This window comes from Streptomyces sp. x-19 (genome assembly GCF_046549115.1).
Classification (GTDB): domain Bacteria; phylum Actinomycetota; class Actinomycetes; order Streptomycetales; family Streptomycetaceae; genus Streptomyces; species Streptomyces albulus_C.
The window spans coordinates 209,557-228,468 of record NZ_JAJPWK010000012.1 but is presented as its reverse complement, the minus strand read 5'-3'; the positions used below and the strand labels follow the sequence as shown (position 1 = coordinate 228,468).

The window sequence follows — 18,912 nt, the reverse complement described above, 5'->3', positions numbered from 1 at the left end:
GGGTCCGTGCCATGGTGCAGGTACTGAGCAGCAGGGTGCTGGTACGGCCGGCCGACCCGGAGCGGTCGCGGACGTTCTACGGCGAGGCGCTGGGACTGGCGGTCTACCGGGAGTTCGGCACGGGGCCGGAGCGCGGCACCGTGTACTTCCTCGGCGGCGGGTTCCTGGAGGTCTCCGGGCGGGCCACGGACGCCCCGACGCCCACCGTCCAGTTGTGGCTCCAGGTGGCCGACGCGGCGCGGGCGCACGAGGAGCTGGTGGAGCGCGGGGTGACCGTGCTGCGCCCGCCGGTGCGGGAGCCCTGGGGGCTGATCGAGATGTGGATCGCGGACCCGGACGGGCACCAGATCGTGGTGACCGAGGTCCCCGCCGACCATCCGCTGCGCTACCGGCCCTGAGCCGACGGGCGGGCCGGCGGCGGGTCGCGGGCCGGCCGGTTGCGGGGCCGTCCGCGGGCGTCGCCGGAACCGGCCGGCCGTGCGTGCGTGCGTGCGTGCGGTGCAACTCTGGCCTGCACGACGGTAACTGGTGGTGAGGTGCCGCGGTCGCTAGCGTCACGCCCATGACCACTACGGAATTCCCCTCCGTCGGGGAGCACTTCGACGTCGTCATCGCGGGCGGCGGGCCGGTCGGCCTGGCGCTCGCCGCGGAGTTGCGGCTGCACGGCGTCGCCACCCTCGTCCTGGAACGGGGGCCACGCGGCGTGGGCGAACCGCGGGTGCTGGCACTGCACGCCCGGACCCTGGAGACGCTGGACCGGCGCGGCCTGCTGGCGGAGTTCGCCCGCGCCCAGGAGACCCTGCCGGACCTGGATGCGTGGCGGGGGCAGCTCGACGACCAGGGCGCCCGCGGCCACTTCGCCGGGCTGTACCAGCTGGGCCGGCACACCGCGGAGCCGGCCGAGCAGCCGCACGGTCTGACCCTGCCGCACCAGGTCCTCAAGGACCTCCTCGCGGGGCGGGCCGAGGAGCTCGGCGCGGTGGTCCGCCACGACCACGAGGTGGTCGGCCTGGAGCAGGACGCGGACGGCGTCACGGTCCGCGTGCGGACCGCGGACGGCGAGGGCGCGGTCCGCGCGGACTTCCTCGTCGGGTGCGACGGCGGGCGCAGCGTGGTCCGCAAGGACGCCGGGATCGCCTTCCCGGGCACCGGGCCGTCGCTGGTGTCCCGGATGGGGCGCGGCACCGTCGAGGTCCTCGGGGGCGGGGAGCTGCCGGGCGGCTGGCGGCGGAGCGACGGCGGCTGGTTCATGCGGATGGCCGACGGGCGGATATCCGTCATCGAGTGGGACCGGCCGACGGACCAGGAGGACGCGGCGACCGGGGACGAACTGGCGGCGGCCATCGAGCGGGTCACCGGGCAGCGCGTCGCCCTGACCGACGTGGACTTCGTGACCCGCTTCACCGACAGCGCCCGCCAGGCGGGCCGGTACCGGGCGGGCCGGGTGCTGTTGGCCGGGGACGCCGCGCACATCCACTTCCCGGCCGGTGGGCAGGGCGTCAACCTCGGCCTCCAGGACGCCTTCAACCTGGGGTGGAAGCTGGCCGCCGAGTGCCGGGGCTGGGCTCCGGAGGGGCTGTTGGACAGCTACCACGCGGAGCGGCATCCGATCGCCGCGGAAGTGCTGGACAACACTCGGGCCCAGGTCGCCCTGATGCGGCCGGGACCCCAAGTGGACGCGCTGCGGGCGCTGTTCAGCCGGCTGCTGGGGATGGAGGAGGTCAACAAGTACCTCAGCGACGTCATCTACGGCACCGGCATCCGCTACGACACCCTCCCCGCTGCCGGCGGTGGTCCGTCGGGGCCGGGCGGGCACCCACGGGTCGGGACGTTCGCCCGCGACCTGCCGGTGACGACGGCGGACGGGCCGACCCGCCTGGCGGAACTGCTGCGCCCGGGACGGCCGTTGCTGCTGGGCTTCGACGGTTCCGGCGCGGGCGACGCGCTCGACGCAGCGGCGGGCTGGGCCGACCGCGTCACGATCGTCGCGGCCACCGCCCGGGATCCCCTGGCGGCGGCGCTGCTGGTGCGCCCCGACGGCTATCTGGCCTGGGCGAGCGACGGGCCGGTGACCGGGAAGGGGCTGCGCGCGGCGCTGACCGCGTGGTGCGGGGCGGAGCGGGCGGCGAGCTGACGGGTCCGCCACCGGCCGCCCGACCCGCCGCCGGCGCCCTGCGCTCCCGGATTGCGCCCGTGCGCTCCCGTGTGCCGCACCGCGGCCGGGCATTCTGCCGGTGCCCACGTCCCCGGTCCGGGAGGTGTCCCGTGCACACACCGTCGCTGGTCGGCTGGTTGCTGGTGCTGCTGTGCGCCGCCACCGGCGGCTACTGCCTGACGCGGAGCCGCAGCGGCTCCCCGGCACAGCGGGTGACGGCCCGCTGCGAGGCCCTGATGGCGGTGGGCATGGCGGTGATGGCGCTGCCGGCGTCCGTGGTGCCGCCGCCCGCGTGGTCGCCCTGGGTCTTCACCGCGGTGTTCGGGGCGGCAGCGCTGTGGGCGCTGGTGCGGCGTCATCCACACCATGCGGTGGGCGGCTTGGCGATGGTCTACATGGCGCTCGCCATGGTCGGCATGCCGGACATGGCCGGGCACCCTGCGGCGGGGATGGGCGCGATGGACGGGATGACCGGGATGACTGGGATGGCTGGGATGACTGGGATGACGCACTCCGCCCCGGCCGGCGTCCCGCTGCTGACCGGGTTGCTGCTCGCCTACTACGCGGTCTACGTGCTCGCCGCCGGGGTCCGGTTGGTGCCGGGGGACGCCGGGGCCGGGCCCCGTGCGGTGGTCGGCGCGGAGCGGGGCGCGTGCGCCGGGCCGCCCGTGGTCCTGCGGGCCTGCCAGGTGGCCATGGGGTTGGGGATGCTCGCCATGCTGCTGGCGCTGTGACGCGGCGGGCGGCCCGGCCGCACCGTCCCGGAGCCGTACACCTGGGGCGGGCGTGGTGTACGTCACTTCCGTCGCAGGACCGTACCAACCGGTAGTCGGCCGCTCATAGGCTGACGCCATGATGGTCCCCCTCACGCTGATGATTCTCGGCGTGCTGGCCGCGGCGATGGCGCCGCGCCTGATGGCCCGTTCGGACTGGCCCGACCGTGAGCCGGTACTGGCCCTGTGGGTGTGGCAGTGCGTGGTGGCCGCCGTCCTGCTGTGCTGCGGCCTGGCCATGTCGCTGAGCGCGGCCGCCGCCTGGGACGCGATCCGCAGCCCGGTCTTCGGCTTCGCCCCGCGGGTGGTCGTCGAGGCGTACGCGCTCAACACCTACGGCCCGTGGGCCGGTGTGCTGGCCATGCTGCTGGCCGGCGGCGGCGCGTGGACGGTGGTGGCGCTGACCCGCGAGGTGCGGGCGGCGCGGGTCCGCCGCCGCCGGCGCCGGGCCGAACTGCGCCGGCGCTCCCCCCTGATGCCGGGTGAGGACCCGCGCGAGGGTCGCCTGGTGGTCCTGGAGGGCGAGCGGCCGGAGGCGTCCTGGCAGCACCACCCCGCACCGCAACTGGTCATCACCACCGCGGCGTTGCGGCGCCTGAAGGGCCGCCAGCTCGACGCGTTGATCGCGCACGAGCAGGGCCACCTGCGGGCCCGGCACGACGTCCTGCTGCACTGCGCGTCGGCGCTGGCCGTCGGATTCCCGCAGATCCCGGTCTTCGCGGCGTTCCGCGCCCAGGTCCACCGACTGGTCGAGATGGCCGCCGACGACGTCGCCTCGCGCCGTTTCGGCCGACTGACCATCGCCCTGGCCCTGGTCGAACTCAACGAGGACCGCGGGGTGTTCGGACCCTGCCCGCCCCAGCTCGCGCAGGTCCCGCAGCGGGTCGACCGGCTGCTCGCCCCGGCGGCCCGGTTCACCCCTGGGCGCCGACTGCGGATGACCGCCTACGCGCTGCTGCTCCCGGCCGTCCCGCTCCTGGTGGCCTTCGGGCCCGGACTCTCCGCACTCACCTGAGCTTCCGCCGCCCGGCCGGCACCATGGTCACCATGACCCTCACCAACGGCGCACCCGACGGCACGGTCGGCGGCGCGATCGACGGCGTCCTGTTCGACTTCTCCGGGACGCTGCTGCGCATCGAGCCGGCCGAACGCTGGCTGCGCGCGTCCCTCGCCGCCTTCCACGCCGTCCCCGGCACCGCACCCTGTCCGCTCACCGACGACGAGATCGCCCGGCTGGCCGGCGCACTGGAACGGGCCGGCGCGCTCCCCGGCGGCGGGTCACCGACCACGGTGCCCGAGGCGCTGCGGCCGCTCTGGGACCTCCGGGACCGCGACGCCCGCAGCCACCGCGCCCTCTACACCGGCTTGGCCCGTCAAGTTCCCCTGCCACACGCGGAGTTGTACGTTCCGCCGGACACCGCCCCCTCCCTCTACGACGCCCTCTACGAACGCCACCGGCTGCCGGACGCCTGGCTGCCCTACCCCGACGCGGCCGAGGTGCTGGCCGCGCTCCACGGCCGCGGCATCCGCGTCGGCCTGCTCAGCAACATCGGCTGGGACCTCCGCCCGGTCCTGCGCGCCCACGGCCTCCACCGCCACCTCAGCGCCTGCGTGCTGTCCTACGAGCACGGCCTGCAGAAGCCGGACCCGCGCCTGTTCACACTCGCCTGCAAGGAGTTGGGAGTGGCTCCGGCGCGGGTCCTGATGGTCGGCGACGACCGGACGGCCGACGGCGGCGCCACCGCGATCGGCTGCGGCTACTTCCCGGTCGACCACGTTCCCGTCCACCGCCGCCCCGACGGGCTGCGGCCGGTCCTGAAGCTGGTCGGCTGAGCGACCGGGCCGGCGGGAAGGGGGTGGCGCGGGGCGGGGCGGTGTGTGATCGTCGGGGAGCTTGACGACCGCAGCGCCCCGCGGCGCGCACCCCGTCCGCCCAGGAGGCCGACCCGTGTCCACCCCGTACCTCGACGCGTTGTTCTCGCTCTCCGGTCGGCGGGCCCTGGTGACCGGGGGCAGCTCCGGGATCGGGCGGGCGATCGCCGAGGCGCTGGGGCGTGCCGGGGCCGCCGTCGTCCTGATGGCGCGCCGCCCGGACCCGTTGCGGGAAGCCGCCGAGGAGCTGCGGACGGCGGGGTGCGCGGCGGACTGGGTGGCCGCCGACCTGGGCGACCGGGCGGCGGTCGGGACCGGCGCCGACGAGGTGGTGCGCCGGTTCGGCGCACCGGACGTCCTGGTCAACGCCGCCGGGGTCAATCCCCGCCCGCCGCTCGACGCGTTGCGCACCGAGGAGTGGGACCGCACGATGGCGGTCAATCTGGACGCCCCGTTCCTGTTGGGCCAGCGTTTCGGTCCCGCGATGGCGGAGCGGGGCTGGGGGCGGATCGTCCACGTCGCGTCCCAGCAGGCGATCCGGGCGTTCGGCAACAGCGGCGCCTACGGGGTGTCCAAGGCGGGCCTGGCCGCACTGACCCGTTCCCAGGCCGAGGCATGGTCCCGGCACGGTGTGACCGTCAACGCCCTCGCCCCCGGATTCGTGCGCACCCCGCTCAACGCGGCGGTCTTCGCGGATCCGGAGCGCACCGAGGCGATGGCGCGCCGGACGATGACCGGCCGCAACGGCGAACTGGCCGACTTCGCCGGCGCCGCGGTCTTCCTGGCCGGCCCCGGCTCGGCGTACGTGACCGGGCAGACGCTGTTCGTGGACGGCGGCTTCTCGGTGACCTGACGCCGTGGCCGGGAGGCGTGGCACCGCCCGCCCCCGGGCGGTGCCACGCCTCCCGGTCTCAACTCCCCTCCCCCACCATGGAGTCGAGGATGCCGGTGACGGTCTCCTCACTGATGTCCGGGTGCAGGAACGCCAGCCGGGCGACGGTCTCACCCTCCCAGACGCTGGGGGTCACGAAGGCCGTTCCGGCCGCCAACAGCCGCTTGGACCAGGCGTAGTAGTCCTCGGGCCGCCAGCCGGTGCGGCGCACCAGGACCACGGTCAGCTCCGGCTCCCGCAGCAGTTCCAGGCCGTCGGTCGCCCGCACCTGCTCGGCGGTCCGGCGGGCGGTCCGGGCGCCGCGGGCGACGGCGTCGCGGTAGGCGTCGGTGCCGTGGACGGCCAGCGAGAACCACAGCGGCAGCCCGCGCGGGCGGCGGGTGAGGTGGTAGGCGTAGTCGCTGGGGTTCCACTCGCCGGGGGTGTCGCCGTCGGCGCCGTGGATGGCGTCGAGGTAGGAGGCGTCCTGGGTGTGCACCGCGCGGGCCAGGTGCGGTTCCCGGTAGAGCAGGGCGCCGCAGTCGAAGGGCGCGAACATCCACTTGTGCGGGTCCATGACCAGCGAGTCGGCGTGCTCGATGCCGCGGAGCCGGTCGCGGAGTTCGGGGACGAAGAGCGCGGCGCCGCCGTAGGCCGCGTCGACGTGCAGCCACAGCGCGCGGGTCCGGGCCTGCTCGGCGACGCCGGCCAGGTCGTCGACGATCCCGGCGTTGGTGGTGCCGGCGGTGGCGACCACCGCGACCACCGGCGCGCCGCCGTCCCGCTCGGCCGCGTCCAGGGCCGTGCGCAGCGCGTCCCCGGTCAGCCGGTGGTCCTCGGTCGGCACCACCAGCGGTTCCACGCCGATGATCCGCAGCGTGTTGCCGACGGAGGAGTGGACCTGGTCGCTGACGGCGATCCGAACCGGGGCGGCGTCGCCGAGGCCCCGGGTGCGGCGGCCGGTGTCCCGGGCGACGACGAGGGCGGAGAGGTTGCCGGCCGAGCCGCCGCTGACGAAGCAGCCGCCCGCGGCCGCGGGCAGTCCGGCGAGGTCGGCGAGCAGGCGCAGCACCTGGTTCTCCGCGGCCACCGCGCCGGACGCCTCCAGCCAGGACACCCCGTGCAGCGACGACGCGGAGAGCACCATGTCGAAGAGGGCCGCGGCCTTGGTGGGCGCACCGGGGATGAACGCCAGGAAGGCGGGGTGGTCGCAGGAGACGACGGTGGGTTCGAGGTCGTCGGTGTAGGTGCGCAGCACGTCGGCCACCGGGCGCGGGCCGGTGCCTATCGCGTCCTTGAGCGCGGTGGAGAGTGCACCGACCTCGCCGAGGCGGCCCAGCGGCGGCGGGTCGAGCCGCAGCCGGTGGAGCAGGTGGTCCATGACCTGCTGGGCGAGTTCCTCGTCGTAAGCGTGCACGGGCGTCTCTCCTGTCGCGTAGCGGGATCCCACACTCCGGATCCAATGGATCTGGATCAGATCCATTTACGGGAGCGTAAGTGTCCGCGGCAGGCAGCGTCAATCAGCGGTTGCGGCGGCGACACACGGGCCCCTCCCTGGGACCTCGCCCCACGAGCAGCCCGGACCGGACCTAGTCGTGCGCCGCGAACTGGTCCAGGACCGTCAGGAACTGCCGGTGCGCGTCCCGCAGGTGGTCCCGCATGGCCGCCTCCGCGGCCGCGCCGTCCCCGGCCAGCACCGCGAACGCGATCGCCTCGTGCTCCTCGCGGAGGGCCAGCCCGAAATCCCGGTCCGTGGGGTAGACCCGGCTCCAGTCCGAGCCCAGCCAGAGCGCGTTGCCGGCGACGAACATCTCGGCCCGCGCCCGGGTCACCGCCTCCGCCAGCACCTCGTTGCCGCCCGCGGACGCCAGCCCGAGGTGGAAGCGGGTGTCGATCCGGTGGTACTCGCCCAGGTCCGTGACCTTGGCATCGAGCAGCGCCAGCAGTTCCCGGCGCGCCGCGCCGCCCCCGCGCTCGGCCGCCAGCCGCGCCGCGTACGGCTCGATGGCCTGCCGGTATTCCATGTAGTCGCGCAGCGACGCCCGGATCCCGGCGGTGACCGCGGCGCGCGCGCTGTCGCCGCCGGGCCGGGCCGAGGCGATCCGGGTGCCGCCCGCGCGCCCCAGGGTGGTGTGCACCAGCCCCTCGTCCGCCAGCTCGCGCAGCGCCTGCCGCACGGTGTTGCGCCCCACGCCGAACGCCGCCGCCAACTCCCGCTCCGGCGGCAGCCGGTCGCCCGGGCCGAAGCCGCCGAGCGCGATCCGCTGCCGCAGCGCCTCGGCCACCACCGCCCGCGAGGACTGCTGCCCCGCCCCGTTCACTCGCTCGCCGTCGCCGCTGCGGGCCGACCCGCCGGAACCCTCGTCATGCACGCCGTCGCTCACGCCTCCAGCCTATTGGACTTCGCGCGGAACCTATTGACAGGCATCCGCCCCCCTCCTACGGTCACCTCATCATTTTTGGATCCCAGGCAAACCCATTGATTGGGCGGCCGGACCGGGTGCACGCCCCGCCGCACCCCGCAGCGGTCCGCCGTTCCATGGGACCGCCGTGAGGAGCGTCTTCATGAGCAGAACCGCAGGTGCCCCGGCGAGCTCCGCCCCGGAGCCGAGCACCAGCGCCCCCGGCGCCGACCCCGACCCCGGCCCCGCACGCCCGTCGAGCCCCTGGAGGATCGCCACCGCCTCGCTGATCGGCACCAGCGTCGAGTGGTACGACTTCGGCATCTACGCCACGGCGTCCGCGCTGGTCTTCCCCGAGCTCTTCTTCCCCGAGATGAACCGCGCCCTGGGCACCCTGATGTCCTTCGCCACGCTGTTCGTCGGCGCGCTGGGCCGCCCGCTCGGCGCGATCGTCTTCGGGCACATCGGCGACCGGTACGGCCGCAAGAAGGCCCTCATCTGGTCACTGACCCTGATGGGCGCCGGCACCGTCGGCATCGGCCTGCTCCCCGGCTACCACGCCATCGGGGTGGTGGCCCCGGTCCTGCTGGTGCTGGTCCGGATGACCCAGTCGCTGGCCGTCGGCGGCGAGTGGGGCGGCGCGGTCCTCTTCGCCGTCGAACACGCCCCGCCCCGCCGCAAGGCGTTCTTCGGCTCCTTCCCGCAAGTCGGCGACGGCGTCGGCTACTTCCTCTCCACCGGCGCCTTCGCCGCCGTCGGCCTGCTGGGCCACCGCGCCCTGCTCGACTGGGCCTGGCGGGTCCCCTTCCTGCTCTCCGCCGTGCTGGTCATGGTCGGCCTGCTGATCCGGCGCACGATGGCGGAGTCCCCGGAGTTCGAGGCCGCGCAGGAGGCCACCGAGGCCGAACGCGACCCGGCCGGCGCCGTCGCGGCCCCCGCCGCCAAGCGCGACACCCCGTTCCTGTCCGTCCTGCGCGACGCCTGGCGGACCTGGCTGCTGGCCTCCGGCGCCTTCCTGATCACCGTCGGCGGCTACTACATCGTGGTCACCTTCATGTCCACCTACGCCGTCGACGACCTGGGCTTCTCCGACTCGCAGGCGGCCGGCGCCGGGACCGCCGCCTCCCTCGTGGTCATCGTCTGCACGCCGCTCGCCGCCCTCGCCGCCGACCGCTTCGGACTGCGTCGGATCACCCTCATCGGGATCCTGCTCCACGTCGCGGTCGCCTTCCCGATGTTCTGGCTCGCCGAGACCCGTTCCGTCCCCGGACTCTGGCTCGCCATGTGCCTGCCCATGCTGGCCAGCACCGTCGCCTACGCCGCGATCGGCACGTTGGTGTCCGGATGGTTCACCCCCCGCACCCGGTACACCGGCCTGTCGATGAGCTTCCAGACCGCCGGGCTCGCCGGCACCCTGGCCCCGGCCGCCACCACCTGGCTGTTCACCGCGTCCGGCAACTCCTGGACCCCGGTCGCCCTCGCCTTCGCCGCGATGGCCCTGCTCAGCGCGGTGTGCCTGGTCGCCCAGGGACGGCGGGGCACCCGCGGCGGGGCGGACTGACGCCCGGCACGACGCGACGGAACGAGGCGGTCGGAGCGCGGGAAGTCGCCGCGTCCGCCCGCCCCTCCCGCACTCACCGAGCGGCGCCGCTCCCCGGCCGGTCCCCGGCCGCGGACCCCACCGACGGCAGGTAGCGCGGCGCCCGCCAGGCGTCCATGCGGTGTTCCACCGCGGCCCCCAGCGACAGGAGCTCGCCGTCCTGGCGGGCGCCGGCCATCAGGAGCAGTCCCACGGGGAGTTCGTGCACGAAGCCGGCCGGCACCGACAGCGACGGGTATCCGGCCGCGGCCGCGGGCGTGGACGAGGGGATGACGTCGTTGTCGCCCCGCGCGCAGTCGGTCGTCCAGGCGGGCGGGTTGGTCGGCGCGGCGATGGCGTCCAGCCGGTGCGCGGCCATCGTCTCGTCGATGGAGCGCCGCGCGAGGTCCGTCAACTCCGCCCGCTTGGCGCGGTATTGGGGATCGGTGGTGGGTGGGGCGGCGAGCGCCCGTTCGAAGAGTTCCTGGCCGGCGAAGCAGGTGCGTTCGGCCGGGTGGGCGCGGTTGAACGCGATGAGCCCGGCGAGGTCCTGCGGGCCGTCGCGGGTGGGGAGGTAGGCGTCGATGTCCCGGTGGAACTCGCTCAGCAGCGCCGGGAACTCAAGTTCCGCCAGGCGCTTCTGGTACGGCGGCGTCACCTCGACGACCTCGGCGCCCGCGCCGCGCAGCCGCTCGGCGGTCCGGGACAGCACGGCGTCCACCTCCGGCCCGAGCGAGGGCAGCCGCCACAGGCCGATCCGCTTGCCGCGCAGACCGTCCGGGCGCAGCAGCCCCGCCGGCAGGTCGCCGGAGCCGTCGGTGCGCACGCCCTGCCCGCCGCTGAGCACCGAGAAGGCGAGCGCGGTGTCGATCACGTTGCGCGCCATGGGCCCGGCGGTGTCCTGTTCGGCGGAGATCGGGACCACGCCGGACTGGCTGACCAGGCCGAGAGTGGGCTTGTGGCCGACCACCCCGTTCATCCCGGCCGGGCACACGATGGAACCGTCCGTCTCGGTCCCGATCGCCACCTGCGCCAACGACGCGGCGAGCGCGGCGGCCGAACCGGCGGAGGAACCGCACGGGTTGCGGTCCAGGACGTAGGGGTTGTGGGTCTGGCCGCCCACCGCCGACCACCCCGACGTCGGTTTCTCGGCACGGAAGTTCGCCCACTCGGAGAGATTGGTCTTGCCGAGGATCACCGCTCCGGCCGCGCGCAGCCGGGTCACCAGGGCGGCGTCGCGGTGCGGCGGAGCGCCGGCCAGCGCCAGCGACCCGGCCGTGGTGGGCAGGCCGCGGGTGTCGACATTGTCCTTGAGCAGGACGGGGATGCCGTCGAGCGGGCCGCGGACGTCGCCGCGCCGGTGCCGGACGTCGCTGGCGGCCGCCTGCCGCAGGGCCGTCGGATCGAGCCGCAGCACGGCGTGGAGGGTGGGGTCGATCGCCGCGATCCGCCGCAGGTAGGCGGCGGTCAGCGCCGACGAGGTCAGGGAACCGTGCGCCATGCGCGCCTGGAGTTCCGGGATGGTGACGGTGTCGAGGTCGACGCCGATGCTCGGGTCGTGGGCGTCGTGGCGATCGGTGTCGGTGTGTGGCGCCGCCGCCCCGCGGGCTTCCGCGGCGCCCCGGCCCGGGTTCGCCGCACCCGCGCACAGGGACCCCACCACCAGGGCACCGATCAGCGTGGCGATGCTCCGCTTCCTCCTGCTCCTCATGGAACCCAGCCGACTACACGCCCGCCCACCCGCACAAGGGCCTTTCGCGCCGTGCCCGTCGGGTGGGCGGGGTCGGGTGACGGCGGTGCCCGCCGTGGAACCGCGCCGCCCGCGTCCCGCCGGCCAACTCCGCCGGGACGCGGCGGGCTGACGGCATGACGACCTCGCGCACGCCGACCTCGCTCACGTCGTCCCCGCCGGTCCCTTCGTCTCCTCGGCCTCCTGCGCGCCCTTCGTCCCCTTGCGGGCGACCGCGGTCTGGGCCATGCCGGGCAGGAAGTCGGTGAACAGTTCGTGCACCTCGTGGACCAGGGGGCGCAGCACCCGGAAGCGGGCCAGCGCCACGCCGCGTGCGGTCAGCCGGGCGCCGCGGCCGGCCAGCCGACGGCTGCGCTCGCGCTCCGGGGAGCGGTCGAAGACCCAGTACAGCACCAGCCCCATCTGCGAGAGCCACATCAACTCGGGCAGGACCTCGGCGAGTTCCGCCGGCACCTTCGCCTTCGACCCGGCCAGCACCTCGCGGTGCACGTCGATGGCCGCCTGGCGGGCGTGTTCGGACTCGGCGGAGAAGGGGCTGAGCGGGCTTTCCGGGTCCGCGGCGTTCTTGAAGAACTGGGCCGCGAACTCGTGGTAGGGCGCGGCGATGTCCAGCCACGCCCGCAGTACCCCGGCCAGCCGCTCCTCCAGGCCCGTCTCCCGGTCCAGCACCTCGCGGACCGCCGCCTGGTGCTCCTGGGCGATCCGGTCGTAGAAGCCCTGGATCAGGTGCTCCTTGCCCGCGAAGTAGTAGTACGCGTTCCCGACGGAGACCCCGGCCTCCTTGGCGATGGCCCGCATCGTGGTCTTGTCGTAGCCCCGCTCCTGGAACAGCCGCATCGCCGTCTCCAGGATCAGGGTGCGGGTCTGCTCGCTCTTGGTGGGTGGGGGCTGGTTCTGTGCTGGCACGGGGAGAGCCTAATCGGGCACCGTGCAGCCACCGCGGCAGCCCCGCGCGGCGGACGAACCCGATGCGGGCCCGTCCGCCGGACCGGGCACCACCGGGTCGACGGGGTGCGGACGGCGGTGCGCGTCCCGGTACTGCGCCGCGGCGAGCACCGCGCCGCGGGCGAGCCGCTGCCCGGCGCGGGTGCCGAGCCGGTGGGCCAACGGCCGGTACTTCTGGAGCGCCCACAGGCACACCACCCAGGCGGCGGCGCCCCGGTACACCTGGCCGCCGTCCCCCACCACCGTGATCTCCTCCAGGGTGCTGGCGTGGTCCAGCTCCGGCAACCGCTGCCGCGCCTGCTCGGTCCCGGCCGGCACCAGGTCCAGCGGCACCAACTGCCGCTGCCGCACCAGCCAGTCGCGCACGAACGCGCAGAGCGGACAGTGCGCGTCGTACAGGACGGTGAGCCGGCCGACCGGGGCGCCCGCGGCACCCCGGTCCCCGGAGGCGGTGTGCGCCGTCATGCCTGCGCCGGACCGTGGCCCGCGGGCCGGGTGTACGCCTGCGGCGGCACCGGCGGGGTCTGCTCACGGTCCATCAGCCCGCGCCGGCGGAACTTGTTGAGCGCGAAGACGTTGCCGAGGTGCATCAGTCCGAGCACCAGCAGCACGACCCCGAGCCTCTTCGACAGCGCCTCGAAGACTTCTCGCGCGGTGGCGAGGGTGGCGTCGTCCTGGAGGTACAGCGTGACGAACCCGAGGTTGACGAGGTAGAAGCCGACCACGAGCAGGTGGTTGACGGCGTCCGTCAACTTCTCGTTCCCGCGCAGGACGTCGGCGAGGAAGACCCGGCCGTTCCGGCTGAGGGTGCGGGCGACCCAGACGGTGAGGCCGATGCTGACGACCAGGTAGATGACGTACGCGACGACGGTGAGGTCCACGTCCCGACTCCTTCTTGAACATGTTCAAAAGTTCTTGAGGAGGACTGTAGACACCTTTTTGAACGCGTTCAAGTACGGGCGCGACCATGTGACCGGCCCGACACCCGGAGAGAGCGACAACGCCCCGAAGCGCAGCGGCGCGGCCCCCGACCGCCGTACCGGCGTACCGAGGACCGCGCCGCACCGGGGCCCGCGCCCCGTTCAGACCGCCGGCGTCGCCGCCCAACTGGCCAGGAGTTGCAGGCGCTCCGCCGTCTGCGAACCCGACTCCGCCGTGTAGACCACCAACAGCTGACCCGCCTCCCCCGGCACGGCCAACGTCTCGTACGGCAGCTCCAGTTCGCCCACCACGGGATGGTGAAGGCGCTTGACGCCGTAGCTCTTCTCCCTGACCTGGTGGTCCGCCCACAGCCGGCGGAAATCCTCGCTCCGCAACGACAACTCGCCGACGAGCGTCGTCAGTTGGGCGTCGTGCGGATGCTGTCCCGCGTCCAGTCGCAGATGGGCGACCGTCTCCGCGGCGACCGCCGCCCAGTCGGGGTACAGCTCACGGGCCCGAGGGTCGAGGAACACCTGCCGCGGCATGTTGCGGTCCTCGGGCGCCATCCGCGAGAAGCCCACCACGGCGTCGCCCAGGTCGTTCCACGCGAGCACGTCCATCCGGCGGCCGAGCACGAAGGCCGGCGCCCTGTCGAGGGTGTCCAGGAGCAGACGCAGGCCGGGACGGACCTGCTGGGGCGCGGCGCCGCCGGCGGGCGCACGGCGGGTGGCGGCGCGCCGGGCGGCGGGCCTCGCCACCCGCCGCAGGTACTCCTGCTCGGTGTCGTCGAGGCGCAGCACCCGCCCGACGGCGTCGAGGACGGCGTCCGAGACGGAGGGACCGCGGCCCTGTTCGAGACGGATGTAGTAGTCGACGCTGACGCCCGCGAGTTGGGCGACCTCCTCCCGGCGCAGGCCCGGCACCCGCCGCCGGCCGTGCCCCGGCAACCCGACCTCCTCGGGCTGGATGCGAGCGCGCCGCGAGCGCAGGAAGTCGCCGAGTTCCCGGCCTATGGGTGTGTCCATGCCGCCGATCCTAGGCTCCGGTACGCCGTCGATCCTGGTACTGCCGGACCCAGGAAAACAGCCACCCTGGGTAAGCCCGGCCACCGGGCCCAGAGTGGGTGACGTCGCCGGGAGACGCCCGACAACACCACCCAGCACCAGGAGTTCCCATGTCGTACACCACCCTCGCCGGTCGCACCGCCGTCATCACCGGAGCCGCCAGCGGCATGGGCGAGGCCACCGCGCGGACGCTCGCCTCACACGGCGTGCGGGTGGCGCTGCTCGCCCGCCGGGCCGACCGGCTGACCGCACTGGCCACCCGGATCGAAGCGGACGGCGGGCAGGCCCTCGCGGTCCCCGCCGACGTCACCGACCCGGCCTCCGTGGACGCGGCGGCGGAGCGGATCCACACCGCGTACGGGGCGGTCGACCTGGTGGTCAACGCGGCCGGCGTGATGCTGCCCAACCCCGTCACCGACGGCCGCGCCGACGAGTGGCAGCGCATGCTCGACACGAACGTCGCCGGCGCCCTGCGCGTCATCCGCGCCTTCACCCCGGACCTGGTCGCGGCGGCCGCGGCGGGTCGGACCGCGGACCTCGTGAACCTCTCGTCCATCGGCGCCCACGTCGCCTTCCCCCACTACGCGGTCTACGGCGCGACGAAGGCCGCACTCACGTACCTCTCCCAGTCCCTGCGCACCGAGTTGGGCCCGCGCGACGTGCGCGTCACCAACATCGAGCCCGGCCTGACCGACACGGAACTGGGCGGCCACATCGACAACGCCGAACTCTCCACCCAACTGGACGGCATGTTCGACGCCCTGATCGGCCTCTCCCCCGACGACGTCGCAGACCTGATCGCCTACGCCACGAGCCGCGCCCGCCACGTCAACCTGCGCCAGGCCGTCGTACTGCCGACGCGACAGGCCTGACCCCGTCCGACGACACGGGCCGACTGCGTCGACACGGGCCGGCAGGAACGGCCGGGCCGACCCGCGTTGGCCCCACCCACCCCAGTGACGACGGCGCCGCCCTACGGTCGTCCACACGCCTCGACCACACTACTTTCCCAGGAGGAAAGAACCTGGTATTTTCCTGACGGGAAACTAGATACCGCAGAGGGGCAGGGGCCGCATGACATCCCATGACGCACATGACGCACATGACGCACAGGTCGCACTGGATGACGTCCGACGTCGGCGCGGGCAGTCGCACGCCGAGTACGTACGCTACGGTCTCTCCCGTCCCTACCTCGCCGTCACGGCACTGCTGGTGTTCGCGGCGTTCGCCTCCTTCGACCTGCCCAACCCCTGGGGCGGAGCCGTGCTGCTCCCGGAGTTAGTGCTGTTCGCGGGCACGATCGTGGTCTACGCGCGACGGGCTTCCGTCCGCATGCCGCTGACCAACAAGCAGGCGCTCCTCGCGCTGGCGTTCGCACTGACCCTGATGGCGGCGTTCCGCCTGCTGTCGGACGCCGCGGAGGCCGGGGGCGTGCCCGCACCGCACGCGGTGGTCTCCGCAGTGCTGTGCCTGGCGGGCGCGGTCGTCACAGACAGGTGGCGGGCCGTCGCAGTGGCCCGGGCCCAGGACAAGAAGGCGGAGGCCACAACGCACTGATGGATGAAGACTTCAACGAGTTCCTGCACGTCCCCGCGCGACTGGCGATCGTCGCGCTGCTGGCGCCGGCCAGTTGGACGGAGTTCGGATTCGTGCGGGACGCGATCGACACCAGCGACTCCGCACTCTCCAAGCAGGTTTCCGCTCTCACGTCCAAGGGCTACGTCGAGGTCCGCAAGTACAAGACCCTCGGCGGGCGCCGCGCCCTCATGCGGCTGACACCGGTGGGGCGAGAGGAATTCCGTCGCCACGCCGCGGCGTTGGAACGGATCGCGGCAGCCGCGCACGCCCCGCAAGCCGCCGGCCAGTCAGACTGATCGGGGGACGGAGGAGACGTCGGGGCCCAGGCGGCCGGGTGACTCGCAGCGGCAGCACTGGACCAAGGTCGGGGCCTGGGACACGACCCGGCGGCAACGACTCCTCCGCAAGGAAGTGGCGCTGATCGCATACCTGGACGGCCACGGCAGATGACGTCCGCGCCCTGAGGACAACCGGTCCTCTTCGGAGCGTTGTTCTGCTACCGCTGAAGCGGGCCTCCGGTTCGGCGCAGGTCGGCTCCGTCCCGCCCGGGCGGACCGGCGGAGCCGCCCGGGCGGGCGGGACGGAGCCGACGGGACTGGTCCGGCATCGGCCGGTCCACCGAAATGGCCTTCATGGGCCGACGCCCCTCAGACCGGGCCGTACCAGGGCCGGCGCGTCACTGCCAGCGGCGTTTGACGACCGCGGTGTTGGCAGCCTTGTCGTGCATGCACTGTCGAAAGGGCTCGTTCCAGATGCACGACAACACGCTGATCAGGCCCAGAACCGGCACCATGCCGATCCCGAGATAGGCCAGCCACCGGCCCAGGGCGCGACCGAAGCCGAGCTTGTCACCGGTTTCGACGCGCACGACGCGCAGGCCACAGACGGCTTTGCCGATGGTGCCGCCCATCGCCATCGTCAGCGGTTCGAAGAAGAGTCCGACGAGCAGCGTCCAGGCGAAGAGGCCGAGAACCACGGGCACCCCTCGGTCGTCACCGGACTTGAGCGTGCTGTACATCCAGATGTTCGCCGGCACCCAGGCGCCGGCGATCAACACGACGATGACGAGGTAGTCGATGAAGCGGGCGAGCAGACGCATGCCCGGAACCGCGAGCGCCTGCGGGGGCGGGCCCTGTGGCCTGCCCATCTGCGGATGCATGGGCTGCGGCGGCGCCCCGTACGGCGGCACTGGGGACTGCGGCGGATAAGGCTGAGGCGGGACGCCCTGCGGTTGACCGTACTGCGGTTGCGCGGGACCGAAGCCGGGGCCGGGCTGGTTGGAGGACGGTGGCGACTGAAAGCTACTCACAGAAGGTGATCCAAACCGATGCCGCGGCACAACGACAACCCGGGAAGCACGAACAGGGCCATACCACCCACCAGTTGCCCTACACAGAACGAGAGGACGGTCAGCCGTCGCTGCGGTCTCGGTCCTTTCCTCGCTCCAGGCCGTTGACCACACGATGAGCCAGCGCGATCAGCAAGTGGCCAGCAGGGCTGACAGGGCTGACAGCACGGGATGTTGAGCGCAGACCACAGGGCTGGAACACCACCGGCACCGCCCAGGCAAGCGGTCCGATCCCCTCGCTGGCCTGACCGACGACCTTCCCAACCCACGGGAGCCGCCGTCACGCAAGCCGGCAACAACCCGCTTTCGGCAGCAACGCCGAGCTGACGAGTCACGAGACGCCCCGGACCACGCGGAGGTCCCCGAAAGACTCACTGCTAGCCTGCTCCGCATGATCGGGAAGGGTCCAAGAAGCGGACATCCGGCTTGATAGCGCCCAACGGTCCGCAACGCGCCCTCATCATCTCAAGTTTCGTCAGTCGGGTGGGCAACGGGCTGTTCAACACCGCTTCGGTGCTCTACTTCACGCTGGTGGTGCACCTGCCCGCCGCAGAGGTCGGCGTCGGCCTCACCGTCGCCGGGCTGACCGGTCTGCTGGCCGGGATCCCGGCAGGCAATCTGGCCGACCGGTACGGACCGCGCACGATCTGGTTGACGTCGCTCGCGCTGCAGGCCGCGACGATGGCCGCGTTCGTCTTCATCCACAGCTGGGGCACGTTCACCCTCCTCGCCACCCTGGACCGACTGGCGGCAACGGCGAGCGGCGCCGCAGGCGGTGCGCTCATCGCGCGCGCCGCCGGTGAACGCCCGGCCGCATTCAGGGCGAAACTCCGCACGTTCGTCAACCTCGGCGTGGTCCTGGGCACCCTCGGCGCCGCCTTCGCCGTCTCGATCGGCACCCGCACCGCGTACACCGCGCTCATCCTCGCCAACGCCGCCAGCTTCGCCTGCGCCGGCCTGATCGCCCTGATCGGCATCCCGAACTACCGGCCCCTGCCCAGGCCCCAGGAGCACCGCGGCTGGGCCGTCCTGACCGACCGGCCGTTCGTGTCCTTCGTCGCGCTCTACGGCGCCATGGGCCTGCAATACCAGACGGTCTCCCTGCTGTTGCCGATCTGGCTTTCCGCACACACCGACGCGCCCCGGTGGACCGTGGCGGCGGTCTCCGCGGTCAACAGCGGGGTCTGCGTGCTGCTCCAAAGCAGGATCGGCTCGCGGGTGGAGACACCGCGCCAGGGCGGCCGGGCGTTCCGCCTCGCCGGACTGCTCTTCTTGGTCAGTTGCCCCTTGATGGCCCTGACCGCGGACGTTCCTGCCTGGATCGCGCCGGGGCTCGCCGTCCTCGCCATCTGCGTGCACAGTCTCGGAGAGGTGTGGGAGTCGTCGGCCGGCTTCGCGCTCGGTTTCGGCCTCGCCCCCGACCACGCCCAGGGGCAGTACCAGGGACTCTTCGGCATCGGCTTCGACGCCGGACAGGCACTGGCACCGGTGATCCTCACAGCGGCGGTCCTGGAACTCGGACACGCAGGCTGGCTGCTGCTCGGCGGGTTCTTCGCGGCTCTGGGAGCGGCCGGCCCACCGGTGGCCGCGTGGGCGGAGCGAACCCGGCTCACCAGCCAGGACACGACCTCCGCATGAAAAGGGTCCCTGCCTC

At 73.5% G+C, this 18,912-nt stretch carries 19 protein-coding genes; 11 read left to right on the top strand and 8 right to left on the bottom strand.

The annotated features are described in order from the left end of the window. Window positions 1-11: 11 nt before the first annotated feature. The 6 genes from ACLJT4_RS25845 (at window position 12) to ACLJT4_RS25820 (ending at window position 5,653) form a co-directional block, all read left to right on the top strand. Entirely contained in the window at window positions 12-398 is a 387-nt protein-coding gene (locus tag ACLJT4_RS25845; RefSeq protein ID WP_344577138.1) for a VOC family protein, read from the top strand. 164 nt (window positions 399-562) lie between these two features. Then, window positions 563-2,134: an FAD-dependent monooxygenase gene (locus tag ACLJT4_RS25840; RefSeq protein ID WP_411125631.1), complete on the top strand. Its 1,572-nt coding sequence runs from the start codon at window positions 563-565 to the stop codon at window positions 2,132-2,134. 131 nt (window positions 2,135-2,265) lie between these two features. After that, entirely contained in the window at window positions 2,266-2,889 is a 624-nt protein-coding gene (locus tag ACLJT4_RS25835; protein WP_411125629.1) for a DUF5134 domain-containing protein, read from the top strand. Between the two features lie 118 nt (window positions 2,890-3,007). Beyond that, a complete protein-coding gene (locus ACLJT4_RS25830) occupies window positions 3,008-3,943 on the top strand; it encodes a M56 family metallopeptidase (protein ID WP_411125627.1) in 936 nt (311 codons plus the stop codon). A gap of 23 nt (window positions 3,944-3,966) precedes the next feature. Further along, on the top strand, window positions 3,967-4,761 hold the full coding sequence (locus tag ACLJT4_RS25825) for an HAD family hydrolase (RefSeq protein ID WP_411125625.1): 795 nt from the start codon (window positions 3,967-3,969) through the stop codon (window positions 4,759-4,761). 115 nt (window positions 4,762-4,876) lie between these two features. Continuing rightward, window positions 4,877-5,653, top strand: coding sequence for an SDR family NAD(P)-dependent oxidoreductase (locus ACLJT4_RS25820; RefSeq protein ID WP_382466019.1), 777 nt, complete (start codon window positions 4,877-4,879; stop codon window positions 5,651-5,653). Window positions 5,654-5,711: 58 nt separating this feature from the next. On the opposite strand, the gene ACLJT4_RS25815 is transcribed toward ACLJT4_RS25820, so the two are convergent. Beyond that, window positions 5,712-7,088 carry a pyridoxal phosphate-dependent decarboxylase family protein gene (locus tag ACLJT4_RS25815; RefSeq protein WP_411125623.1) on the bottom strand — a complete coding sequence of 459 codons (1,377 nt, stop codon included), beginning with the start codon at window positions 7,086-7,088 and terminating at the stop codon, window positions 5,712-5,714. 172 nt (window positions 7,089-7,260) lie between these two features. Then, window positions 7,261-8,055 carry a FadR/GntR family transcriptional regulator gene (locus ACLJT4_RS25810; protein ID WP_411125621.1) on the bottom strand — a complete coding sequence of 265 codons (795 nt, stop codon included), beginning with the start codon at window positions 8,053-8,055 and terminating at the stop codon, window positions 7,261-7,263. 181 nt (window positions 8,056-8,236) lie between these two features. On the opposite strand from ACLJT4_RS25810, the gene ACLJT4_RS25805 reads away from it, so the two are divergent. Next, window positions 8,237-9,634 carry an MFS transporter gene (locus ACLJT4_RS25805; protein ID WP_411125619.1) on the top strand — a complete coding sequence of 466 codons (1,398 nt, stop codon included), beginning with the start codon at window positions 8,237-8,239 and terminating at the stop codon, window positions 9,632-9,634. A gap of 73 nt (window positions 9,635-9,707) precedes the next feature. Here the strand turns inward: ACLJT4_RS25805 and ACLJT4_RS25800 are convergent, their stop codons facing one another. From ACLJT4_RS25800 to ACLJT4_RS25780, 5 genes are all read right to left on the bottom strand, one after another. Then, the gene (locus ACLJT4_RS25800; RefSeq protein ID WP_411125617.1) at window positions 9,708-11,363 is read right to left on the bottom strand and encodes an amidase; all 1,656 of its coding nucleotides are present in this window, start codon (window positions 11,361-11,363) and stop codon (window positions 9,708-9,710) included. Between the two features lie 183 nt (window positions 11,364-11,546). Further along, the gene (locus ACLJT4_RS25795; RefSeq protein ID WP_411125657.1) at window positions 11,547-12,239 is read right to left on the bottom strand and encodes a TetR family transcriptional regulator; all 693 of its coding nucleotides are present in this window, start codon (window positions 12,237-12,239) and stop codon (window positions 11,547-11,549) included. Between the two features lie 78 nt (window positions 12,240-12,317). Continuing rightward, window positions 12,318-12,812 (bottom strand): thiol-disulfide oxidoreductase DCC family protein, encoded by a 495-nt coding sequence (locus ACLJT4_RS25790; RefSeq protein WP_411125615.1) that lies wholly within the window; start codon window positions 12,810-12,812, stop codon window positions 12,318-12,320. After that, window positions 12,809-13,228 (bottom strand): hypothetical protein, encoded by a 420-nt coding sequence (locus ACLJT4_RS25785; protein ID WP_411125613.1) that lies wholly within the window; start codon window positions 13,226-13,228, stop codon window positions 12,809-12,811. The genes ACLJT4_RS25790 and ACLJT4_RS25785 overlap by 4 nt, the downstream gene beginning before the upstream one ends. Before the next feature lie 201 nt (window positions 13,229-13,429). Then, window positions 13,430-14,293 carry a helix-turn-helix transcriptional regulator gene (locus ACLJT4_RS25780; RefSeq protein ID WP_411125611.1) on the bottom strand — a complete coding sequence of 288 codons (864 nt, stop codon included), beginning with the start codon at window positions 14,291-14,293 and terminating at the stop codon, window positions 13,430-13,432. 149 nt (window positions 14,294-14,442) lie between these two features. Between ACLJT4_RS25780 and ACLJT4_RS25775 the strand changes: the two genes are divergently transcribed. From ACLJT4_RS25775 to ACLJT4_RS25765, 3 genes are all read left to right on the top strand, one after another. Beyond that, window positions 14,443-15,204, top strand: coding sequence for an SDR family oxidoreductase (locus ACLJT4_RS25775; RefSeq protein WP_411125609.1), 762 nt, complete (start codon window positions 14,443-14,445; stop codon window positions 15,202-15,204). A gap of 202 nt (window positions 15,205-15,406) precedes the next feature. Beyond that, entirely contained in the window at window positions 15,407-15,889 is a 483-nt protein-coding gene (locus ACLJT4_RS25770; protein ID WP_411125607.1) for a hypothetical protein, read from the top strand. Beyond that, on the top strand, window positions 15,889-16,206 hold the full coding sequence (locus tag ACLJT4_RS25765) for a transcriptional regulator (RefSeq protein WP_016571766.1): 318 nt from the start codon (window positions 15,889-15,891) through the stop codon (window positions 16,204-16,206). The genes ACLJT4_RS25770 and ACLJT4_RS25765 overlap by 1 nt, the downstream gene beginning before the upstream one ends. 380 nt (window positions 16,207-16,586) lie before the next feature. On the opposite strand, the gene ACLJT4_RS25760 is transcribed toward ACLJT4_RS25765, so the two are convergent. After that, window positions 16,587-17,009, bottom strand: coding sequence for an RDD family protein (locus tag ACLJT4_RS25760; protein ID WP_411125604.1), 423 nt, complete (start codon window positions 17,007-17,009; stop codon window positions 16,587-16,589). 675 nt (window positions 17,010-17,684) lie between these two features. On the opposite strand from ACLJT4_RS25760, the gene ACLJT4_RS25755 reads away from it, so the two are divergent. After that, window positions 17,685-18,896 (top strand): MFS transporter, encoded by a 1,212-nt coding sequence (locus tag ACLJT4_RS25755; protein WP_411125602.1) that lies wholly within the window; start codon window positions 17,685-17,687, stop codon window positions 18,894-18,896. The last annotated feature ends 16 nt before the right edge of the window (window positions 18,897-18,912 follow it).

Excerpts from the sequence above, each read along its gene's own strand:
- ACLJT4_RS25845 (WP_344577138.1), top strand. The coding sequence starts at position 12 with ATGGTGCAGGTACTGAGCAGCAGGGTGCTGGTACGGCCGGCCGACCCG.
- ACLJT4_RS25840 (WP_411125631.1), top strand. The coding sequence starts at position 563 with ATGACCACTACGGAATTCCCCTCCGTCGGGGAGCACTTCGACGTCGTC.
- ACLJT4_RS25830 (WP_411125627.1), top strand. The coding sequence starts at position 3,008 with ATGATGGTCCCCCTCACGCTGATGATTCTCGGCGTGCTGGCCGCGGCG.
- ACLJT4_RS25825 (WP_411125625.1), top strand. The coding sequence starts at position 3,967 with ATGGTCACCATGACCCTCACCAACGGCGCACCCGACGGCACGGTCGGC.
- ACLJT4_RS25805 (WP_411125619.1), top strand. The coding sequence starts at position 8,237 with ATGAGCAGAACCGCAGGTGCCCCGGCGAGCTCCGCCCCGGAGCCGAGC.
- ACLJT4_RS25800 (WP_411125617.1), bottom strand. The coding sequence starts at position 11,363 with ATGAGGAGCAGGAGGAAGCGGAGCATCGCCACGCTGATCGGTGCCCTG.
- ACLJT4_RS25795 (WP_411125657.1), bottom strand. The coding sequence starts at position 12,239 with ATGCGGCTGTTCCAGGAGCGGGGCTACGACAAGACCACGATGCGGGCC.
- ACLJT4_RS25790 (WP_411125615.1), bottom strand. The coding sequence starts at position 12,812 with ATGACGGCGCACACCGCCTCCGGGGACCGGGGTGCCGCGGGCGCCCCG.
- ACLJT4_RS25780 (WP_411125611.1), bottom strand. The coding sequence starts at position 14,293 with ATGGACACACCCATAGGCCGGGAACTCGGCGACTTCCTGCGCTCGCGG.
- ACLJT4_RS25775 (WP_411125609.1), top strand. The coding sequence starts at position 14,443 with ATGTCGTACACCACCCTCGCCGGTCGCACCGCCGTCATCACCGGAGCC.
- ACLJT4_RS25770 (WP_411125607.1), top strand. The coding sequence starts at position 15,407 with ATGACATCCCATGACGCACATGACGCACATGACGCACAGGTCGCACTG.
- ACLJT4_RS25765 (WP_016571766.1), top strand. The coding sequence starts at position 15,889 with ATGGATGAAGACTTCAACGAGTTCCTGCACGTCCCCGCGCGACTGGCG.
- ACLJT4_RS25760 (WP_411125604.1), bottom strand. The coding sequence starts at position 17,009 with ATGCGTCTGCTCGCCCGCTTCATCGACTACCTCGTCATCGTCGTGTTG.